The sequence below is a fragment of the Pseudonocardia sp. genome, from assembly GCF_025965585.1.
Taxonomy (GTDB): Bacteria; Actinomycetota; Actinomycetes; order Mycobacteriales; family Pseudonocardiaceae; genus Pseudonocardia.
Genome location: NZ_JAOPWR010000229.1, coordinates 1 through 4,687 on the forward strand (window position 1 = coordinate 1; position 4,687 = coordinate 4,687).

Consider the following 4,687-nt stretch of genomic DNA (forward strand, 5'->3'; position numbering starts at 1 on the left):
CGGCATGGCCGTCACCCTCCACGACACCGGCGCCTTCGCCTGGGCACTGTTCCAGACCGCGCTGATCGCCCGGATCGCCGCCTGGGAGACCAGCCACCCCACCGGCGAGTGCTGGAACTACTACCAACACTGGCTCGGCGCCCTGGAGGACGTCCTGGCCGCCGACAGCACCGTGTCCGCCGACGAGATCACCGCCCGGGCCCGGCAGCTGAACCTGCGGGAGCCCGGGCACGACCACCGCGACGACGGCCACGGCCACTGACCGTCAGACCATCGCGGCGGCGGAGCCAAGGCCCGCGTAGATCTCCCGGTGCCGGCGGGCGGTGGCTTCCCAGGTGAACCGGGGAAGCACCGCCCGTCCACCGGCCCGCAGCCGCTCGCGCAGCCCTGCGTCGAGCACCAGGGACCGCATCGCACGGCTCAGCGCCACCTCGTCGGCCACCGGGGGCAGCAGCGCACTCTCCTCGTCCACGAGGTACTCGCCGAACACCGGCAGGTCCGACGCGACGACGGGCAGCCCGGCCGCCATGCCCTCCAGCACCGCGAGCCCCCAACCCTCCTTGACCGAGGGGAAGCACAAAGCGTCGGCGCTGTGGTACCAGCCGGCCAGCTCGTCCTCGTCCACGGTGCCGAGCAGCACCACGTCCCGGCCGAGTGTCAGCCCCAGCTCGGGGAGCTCGGCGAGCGCGGCGTCGCGGTAGCCGGCGTAGTCCTGGAACGAGTGGCCGCCCACCACGGCGAGCATCGCGTCGATCCCGGAACGCCGGAGCCGGGCGAGCGCGTGGAAGGCGTGGACGCTGCCCTTGCGCGGCTCGACACCGCCGACCCCGAGGAACACGAACCGCCCGTCCGACGCTCCGATGCGCGCCCGCATCTCGGCGCGGACGTGTGCGGGCGGTGCGGGCAGTCGCTCCGGATCGACCCCGTTGTGCACGACCAGGGCTCGGCGTCCGTACTCGTCGCGCAGGATCTGCCGCCACTGCTCGCTGACGACGAGCACCACGTCGGGCTCGAGCACGGCCTCGCGCTGGCAGTCCACCAACGCCTGGGTGGTGAAGTCGTCGACGTGGTGCACCGTGCGCACCACGGTGATCCGGACGCCCGAGTTGCGCACGCGCACCGCGGCACGGGCCGCGATGCAGTCCTGGGCGTGCACGACGTCGAAGCGGCCCGCCATGCCGGCCAGACCGCCGGCCAGGGTGTCGATGGCCGCGAACACGCGCTCGGTGAGCGTGGTGCCGGCCTTCGAGGGGCCGGGCAGGACCGTGTGCGGCACGGTCGTGGGCCGGAACAGGCCCGCCGCCGGATCGCCGAGGGCCACGAGATGGACGTCGACGCCCTGGCGGTGCAGCTCCTCGGCCAGGCTCAGCGCGTGCACGAAACCCCCCCGGGGGGCGGTGGAGTGGGTGACGACGGCGACCCGCTGCGGCCTCACAGGGCACCCACCGCGAGCTCGGGCTTGCGTGTGGCCAGTGCCGCGGCCACCAATGACGCTTGCGCCGCGGTCTCGGTGACGATGCAGCCGGCCTCCTCGAACACCCGCCGCTGCTTCGCGCGGTCCTGCGGATCGCCGTCGGTCCCCAGCACGTAGACCACGACGGCGGGGCCGGCCTCGACGATGTCGCGACAGACCGGGGCAAGCTCGGCGGAGGGGTCCGGGTGCGCGCCGTGGCCGAGCACGACGTCGAGGATGATCGCGGCGACGTCCGGGGAGCCACCCTGCTCGCGCAGCAGCTCGATCCGCGCCTCCGGGTCGATCATGGGGTGCGGGCGGCCCTTCGTGTACTCCTCCTCGCCGAGGTCCAGGCAGGTGTGGGCGCCGTCCGGCGCCGGGAGCCCGAGCTCCTTCGCGATCGGCGTGTTCGAGTGCACCGGCCCCAGCACGTCGGCCAGGATCACCAGCGACTCGTAGCAGAGGGTGCCGCCGGAGAACAGGCCACGCACGAGCGTGCGTCCGGGGGCGAGCGCGTCGGAGCGCTCGCGCACCCGATCCAGGAGCCCCTCGGTGAGGTCGGGCACCTGGCCCCCGGCCGCGGTCACGGCCGCGGCCGCACCGGCCTGCAGCGTCCTGGTGACGGTCACCCCGTCGGGGGCGTCGAAGTCCTCCGGGATCCCGATCAGGGCCGCCACCAGCGGTTTCCCTGCCGCTGCGGCCACCACGGCGTGCGCCACCTCGACGGCGGGCGGCTTGGAGACCAGCAGGATGATGTCCGTGGCGTCGTCGGCGACGAGCGCGCGCACCGCGGCGAGCGCCATCCGGCCGCCCACCGCCGCCGTGAGGTCGCGGCCCCCCAGCCCGATGACGTGGGAGACGCCCACCCCCCACCGGTCCGCCAGCGCGGCGGCCTCCTGGGCTCCGGTGCCCGCGGCGGCCACCACCGCGACCCGGCCCGGGCGGACGACGTTGGCGAACCCGAGGCAGGTGTGCCCGAGCATCGCCGTGCCCGCCCCGGGTCCCATCACGAGCAGACCGAGCCGGTTGGCCCGGTCCTTGAGCTCGATCTCGTCCTCGATCGACACGTTGTCGCTGAACAGCAGCACGTCCAGCCCGGCGGACAACGCCTTGTGCGCCTCCAGCGCCGCATAGTCCCCCGGCACCGAGATCACGGCGACGTTGCTGCCCTCCTGCCGCGCCACGGCCTCGCCGAGCGTCCGCGCAGGCTGCTCAGCGGGTGACCCGCCGGACGCGGAACCATGGGCGGCGAACATCGCCGCCTCGCCTGCCTCGCGCGCTGCGCCGACCACCTCGTCGGAGCCCGCCCGGATGGCGATGAACAGGTCGTTGGCCCCGGCCCCGTCGAGTGGGGCGAGGTCGAAGCCCTCCGCGGAGAGCGTCTCCAGGTTGCCGGGTGTCGCCATCGCGGCGGACGCCCAGTCGACACCGTCGACGGCCCGCAGCGAGCGCGTCCCCGACAGCTGGACGACCGAGTCCACGTAGGTGTCGCGGTAGACGGTGACGTCGTGGATCACGATGCTGCTCCGATGTGGCTCGCGTCGACAGTGTGGGCGGCGATGATGCGCGTCCCCGATCCGGCGGAGGGTTCCGGCTCCAGCGAGGCACAGGCCCGGGAAGCATCGGTGATCACGGCGGTGCGCCCGCCCTCCTCGATGAAGTCGACGGCCGCCCGGATCTTCGGGCCCATGCTGCCCTCGGGGAACTGACCGTCCGCGGCGTGCGCCCGGGCCTCGTCGGCCGTCATCTCCGTGATCTCCCTCGCCCGGTCGGTGCCGTAGTCGAGCAGCACCCTGGGCACGTCGGTGACGAGCATGAGCGCCTCGGCGCCCACTGCGTTCGCCAGCCGCTGCGCCGCCAGGTCCTTGTCGATCACGGCGGCGACGCCGCGGTAGGTGGTGCCGTCGGCCAGCACCGGCACCCCGCCGCCGCCGGCGGCCACCACGACCGACCCGTTGTCCACCAGCGCACGGATCGCGTCGAGCTCGACGATCCGCTGGGGCCGGGGCGAGGCCACGAGGCGCCGGTAGCCGCGGCCGGCGTCCTCGCCGACGGTCCAGCCCTGCTCGTCGGCGAGGCGCTGCGCCTCCTCGGCGGTCATGAAGGGGCCGACCGGCTTGGTGGGCCGGGTGAAGGCCGGGTCGTCCTGCTCGACGACCACGTGGGTCACCACCGAGACCACCCCCGGCAGCGCACCGCCACCGGCGCGGTGCAGTGCAAGAGTCAGCAGCGAGCCCATCTGACCCTCGGTCATCGCGACCAGCCACGACAGCGGCAGGGCAGGCACGCGGGAGCACGCCTCCTGCTGCTGGATGGCGAGGTTACCCACCTGCGGGCCGTTGCCGTGGACGATCACGACCTGCCAGCCCGCCGAGCGGAGCGAGCACACGGCTTCCGCCAGACGGTCGGCGTTCTCCTCCTGTTCGGCGGCGGTGCCCGCCTGTCCGTGGCGGGTGATCGCGTTGCCCCCGAGGGCGACGACGACGGTCCTGGGCACAGCGGGCCCTTTCTGACGAGGTGGTGGTTCAGGACGGACGGACGGTGACGTCGACGGCCGTCAGATCGATGTCCATCAGGACGTGGGGAAGCCCGAGGTAGAGCTCGGGCGCGCCCAGCTCGTTCCATCCCATGCGACGGAAGAACAGGCGGTTCGCCACCTGGACGTGGGCGATCATGCGACGACCGCCGTGGGCCGCGGCCGTGGCCACGGCGAAGTGGGTGAGGGGGCCGCCGAGCCGCTTGCTGCGGAACTCCGGCAGCACCGCGAGTCGGTCGCCCTGCCATTCGCCGTGGGGATCGGCGGGGTCGAGCGGGAACAGCCGGACAGCACCGGCGGGGATCCCGGCACAGAGGCCGAGGATCTTGTACGTACCGCCGGCGACGTCGTGGGCATCGCGGTCGGAGTCGACGAAAACGCGCTGCTCGCGGACGAAGACCACGTGCCTCACGGCGTGATGGGCCGCTGTCTCGACAGCGTCCGCCGCGATCCCGCAGCTCACGACAGGCGCGGTCACGTCGATCTCGGTCACCGCGCCTCCGGACGTGGGCCGTCCCGAGCGGTGGGCGGTCGTGCTACCCCTGTCCCACCGCTCGGCCGGGTCGGCGCTAGAGCGTCCAGGTCTGCATGACCAGTGCGCCTTCACGGCGCGCGGTCAGGGTGCAGTCCAGGACGTCGAGCGGGTGGATCGGCTGCACGCCCTCGATCAGGTCCGTCTCACGCATGCCGTAGAGCGC

Annotated in this window: 5 protein-coding genes; 1 reads left to right on the forward strand and 4 read right to left on the reverse strand. The window is 73.4% G+C overall.

Annotated features, from left to right (window positions below; all coding sequences use genetic code 11):
• Positions 1 to 262 (forward strand): nitrile hydratase accessory protein (locus JWR81_RS14860; protein ID WP_297651820.1); only part of this gene is annotated, 262 nt, incomplete at its 5' end.
• A gap of 3 nt (positions 263 to 265) precedes the next feature.
• Here the strand turns inward: JWR81_RS14860 and JWR81_RS14865 are convergent.
• Genes JWR81_RS14865 through JWR81_RS14880 form a run of 4 tightly spaced genes read right to left on the reverse strand, consistent with a single transcriptional unit; the run spans position 266 to position 4,482 of the window.
• Entirely contained in the window at positions 266 to 1,435 is a 1,170-nt protein-coding gene (locus tag JWR81_RS14865; protein ID WP_297651822.1) for an MSMEG_0565 family glycosyltransferase, read from the reverse strand.
• Complete coding sequence (locus JWR81_RS14870) at positions 1,432 to 2,970, reverse strand: protein FdrA (protein ID WP_297651825.1); 1,539 nt, start codon at positions 2,968 to 2,970, stop codon at positions 1,432 to 1,434. Before JWR81_RS14870 ends, JWR81_RS14865 begins: the two co-directional genes overlap by 4 nt.
• Positions 2,967 to 3,950 (reverse strand): carbamate kinase, encoded by a 984-nt coding sequence (locus JWR81_RS14875; protein WP_297651828.1) that lies wholly within the window; start codon positions 3,948 to 3,950, stop codon positions 2,967 to 2,969. Before JWR81_RS14875 ends, JWR81_RS14870 begins: the two co-directional genes overlap by 4 nt.
• 28 nt (positions 3,951 to 3,978) lie before the next feature.
• Entirely contained in the window at positions 3,979 to 4,482 is a 504-nt protein-coding gene (locus JWR81_RS14880) for an MSMEG_0567/Sll0786 family nitrogen starvation N-acetyltransferase (RefSeq protein WP_297651831.1), read from the reverse strand.
• Positions 4,483 to 4,687: the final 205 nt, after the last annotated feature.